This window comes from Lysinibacillus sp. NPDC056232 (genome assembly GCF_042267565.1).
Classification (GTDB): domain Bacteria; phylum Bacillota; class Bacilli; order Bacillales_A; family Planococcaceae; genus Lysinibacillus.
Window position 1 is genome coordinate 1 of record NZ_JBHJTF010000089.1, and the last position, 2,538, is coordinate 2,538.

The 2,538-nt window shown below is 30.7% G+C and carries 3 protein-coding genes and 1 pseudogene; 2 read left to right on the top strand and 2 right to left on the bottom strand.

All coding sequences use genetic code 11. From position 1 onward, the window contains the following. Positions 1-494 (top strand): hypothetical protein (locus ACFCYJ_RS27330; RefSeq protein ID WP_376079092.1); only part of this gene is annotated, 494 nt, incomplete at its 5' end. Between the two features lie 116 nt (positions 495-610). Here the strand turns inward: ACFCYJ_RS27330 and ACFCYJ_RS27335 are convergent. Further along, positions 611-1,066 carry a JAB domain-containing protein gene (locus tag ACFCYJ_RS27335; protein ID WP_376079094.1) on the bottom strand — a complete coding sequence of 152 codons (456 nt, stop codon included), beginning with the start codon at positions 1,064-1,066 and terminating at the stop codon, positions 611-613. A 314-nt stretch (positions 1,067-1,380) separates the two neighbouring features. Beyond that, positions 1,381-1,637: pseudogene (locus tag ACFCYJ_RS27340) on the bottom strand (DNA/RNA helicase domain-containing protein); the annotation flags it as partial. Positions 1,638-1,927: 290 nt separating this feature from the next. Between ACFCYJ_RS27340 and ACFCYJ_RS27345 the strand changes: the two are divergent. Further along, positions 1,928-2,503: a DNA methyltransferase gene (locus tag ACFCYJ_RS27345; protein WP_376079096.1), complete on the top strand. Its 576-nt coding sequence runs from the start codon at positions 1,928-1,930 to the stop codon at positions 2,501-2,503. Positions 2,504-2,538: the final 35 nt, after the last annotated feature.

The following is a 2,538-nucleotide window of genomic DNA, read 5'->3' on the forward strand; positions in this document are numbered from 1 at the left end:
CTCTTGAGATAAAGGTTACTAAAACTTATTTTAATAATAAAAAATATGAAGGTCTGGATAAGGAACTGAGATATAAATTGAAAGAAAAATTGTGTAAGAAGGTTGTTCGATTAACTCAAATTAAAGGGTTGATGACAAAGAAATTCATTATTGAAAATCACATTAATAAGGGCTGGGTTTGCAAAAGGAAATTTATTGATCAGCTTAACCAGATATATGCTATGGGTATAGAGAGTCTGAAAAAATCTATCTTACAAAAGATGATAAAAGAGAAAAGATACGAGAATATAGAGGGGAAAATTAAAGATGATTATGTTATATGTGATCTAATGAATAAAGTAAGTCCATACGACATGTATATACAAAAGTTACAGGGAACAATCGAGTTAATTAACCTTCCCACAATTAGTGTAAAGAAGACTATGAAATATGAGATTTGTTATTATACATATAAAGCTATCTACAATTTGAAAAATCCCCAAAAAAGAGCATAGGTATTCCTACGCTCTACTTGGAACTAATTATTTTTCTTTTTTTCTTTAAAAACTTCTGTAATGATTGTTGTTACTAACGGAATGATAACTTTATTTAACATTATAGCTCACCTCCTTTAAATGTGACCATCTTCTTTTAATGATTTGAAAGAGTCTGAGCAAATGATTAAGTGATCTAGTAAATCCAAACCTACAATTTCACATGCCTTTTTTAAGCGTTCTGTAATAGAAATATCTTCTGAACTTGGATCACAGATGTTACTTGGATGATTATGTGCAACAATGATAGAAGCGGCATTACTTAGTAAAGCGGATTTCAGCACTTCACGTGGATGAACGATGCTAGAGTTGAGGCTACCAATGTGAACAGTTTGGATACATGTCGGCTGGTTTTTCGTATCGAGGCAAAGAACGATGAAATGTTCACGATCGACATCACCTAAGAAATCTCGCATTAATTCATACGCTGCATGAGGTGAACGGATTTTGCGTTCTTTATATAGCATCGTTTTTTCACGTATTAATTTAACTTGAACTATGTCTACACGTTTCGCTGGGATTAGTTTTGTCATAAGATCAGCTCCTATTTGATATTTAATTAAAGAAAAGCCATAGTATCCCTTTAACCTGGGATACTATGGCTTATTCATGTTAATAATATATATTTAAAAAAAATGATTTTACTTAAAAGAGTATAGGATTTGCGGATGTATTTTTTATAACTAGAAAGTCTAGTAGATAGCGTAACAATTATACGAATTAATGTTTTAATAATTATGATTGGCTGAATGAAAACTTGTGTAATTGTGTACTCAAATTTTTTCATTTCTATGATAGTTTGAATGCAAATATCACTTTCAAATTTATAGGCATATTTAATAACTATCTATAATACAGGAATATTTAATTGATTTCTTAATAGATGCCTGGTTGGGCAGTATATAAATAATCGTGCCATCATGGCCTCTCGTTAAAATAACACTGTATACATTGAGTTTGAAATGGATATTTGACACTCCATAGATGGTATTGACTCTTCTATTTACCATTTTGTAAATATAAATCTTCATCCCAATGAACAAGTGCCAAATCCAGCTCAAACTCTTGTGTTTGAAACTCTGTTGTGCTGTAGGTCAACGTTTTGAAGGTGAAGTTGGGCAGTTAAAATAATTTACGAGTTGAAGTAAACGAAAAACAGTTGGGTTATATAGAGGAACATCATAATGAAATTGAATGAAAATAATTATAATTTTTAAGGAATAATAATATTAAGGTATATCTGTTAGACTAGTAATAGGAGTATTCATATTGAAATCACAATTCGAATGTTAATCTGAAAATTAATTCTAATTGGGTTGGTAATTCAAATTGGTTAGTTTGTTTAAGTGTTTTACTAGTTAGATAAAGTATTAATGATAAAAGGAAGTGAGATAATGCCAGTTTTAGATTGGATCGGAAAAGATAAAGTTGTTTCACACTATAAAAATTTACCAATAAACTCACTGAGTGAAATTAAAGAAATTTCCGTTAGTTCAGGCGGAAATTCGAATTTATTTATAGAAGGAGATAATCTTGTAACGTTAAAGGCGTTATTACCAAAATACAAAGGTAAGATAAAGTGTATTTATATTGATCCCCCTTATAATACAGGTAAAGAGGGTTGGAAATATAATGATAATGTAAATGATCCCCGTATAAAAGAATGGATTAATAAGGTTGTAGGTAAGGAATCTGAAGACTTAAATAGACATGATAAATGGCTATGTATGATGTATCCTAGGTTACTCTTAGCTAAAGAATTTCTTACAGAAGATGGGATTATATTCGTATCAATCGATGACCATTCGATACAGTACCTAAAGATATTAATGGACGAGATATTTGGTAGAGGAAACCTATTATCAAATTTTGTTTGGCAAAGTGATGGGAATTTTGATAATCAAGCAAAAGTAAAAATATGCCATGAGTTGGATCTGTTTGAAGCGGCATCCCTTGATCGATACGACTGATCAACAAATGATTCAATCTGCACTTCTCTCTGCAA

What these genes read in the sequence shown, in the direction of transcription:
- ACFCYJ_RS27335 (WP_376079094.1), bottom strand. Translation starts at nt 1,066, where the DNA reads ATGACAAAACTAATCCCAGCGAAACGTGTAGACATAGTTCAAGTTAAA.
- ACFCYJ_RS27345 (WP_376079096.1), top strand. Translation starts at nt 1,928, where the DNA reads ATGCCAGTTTTAGATTGGATCGGAAAAGATAAAGTTGTTTCACACTAT.